The organism is Herbiconiux daphne (genome assembly GCF_024979295.1).
Classification (GTDB): Bacteria; Actinomycetota; Actinomycetes; order Actinomycetales; family Microbacteriaceae; genus Herbiconiux; species Herbiconiux daphnes.
In genome coordinates, this window is record NZ_JANLCJ010000704.1 from 1 (window position 1) to 550 (window position 550).

The window sequence follows — 550 nt, forward strand, 5'->3', positions numbered from 1 at the left end:
GAACGAAAGCCTCACGTTCATTATCTTCTTCTGGTTCAGCACGACGTTCCAGCATCGTATCAAACAACGCTTCTGCTTTAGCGTTCAGTTCAGCTTCGTCAACCACAATGTATTTGTGACCAGTCAGAGCAGACAGCTTAGCGATTGCTTTTGCCAGAGCATCACGAGCAGCTTGCTCTTTCTGTTCATCAGTCTGCGCATTCTTAGTCAGAGCCAGTTTCGCAGAGCGAGTCAGCGTAGCCAGACGGCTCATAAACGCAGAGATACTGCCGTTGTAGTTTTCAACAGTTGCCTTCACTTCAGACGGATTGCCGTTCTCGTCCAGATTGCTACGGTCATACGCTACAACCAGTTCGATTGGCTCGTTACGACCGAACTTCTCCCACAGGTCTTTACGGAATTCCCAATCCGCTTGAGCTTTCTCGCGATTCTCACGGACAGAATCAGTTGCATCAGCTTTGGCATCCTTCGGCTTAGATTTAAAGCCACGGCACACGTAGATGATGGACGCAGGCACAGCAGCAGCATCATCAGCCAGGTTCGCAGCAGT

The 550-nt window shown here is 50.0% G+C and carries 1 protein-coding gene; it reads right to left on the minus strand.

The window, feature by feature from the left end; genetic code table 11:
* The coding region (locus tag N1032_RS27260) for a hypothetical protein (protein ID WP_259543832.1) at positions 1–517 on the minus strand (517 nt) is incomplete at its 3' end.
* Positions 518–550 lie beyond the last annotated feature (33 nt).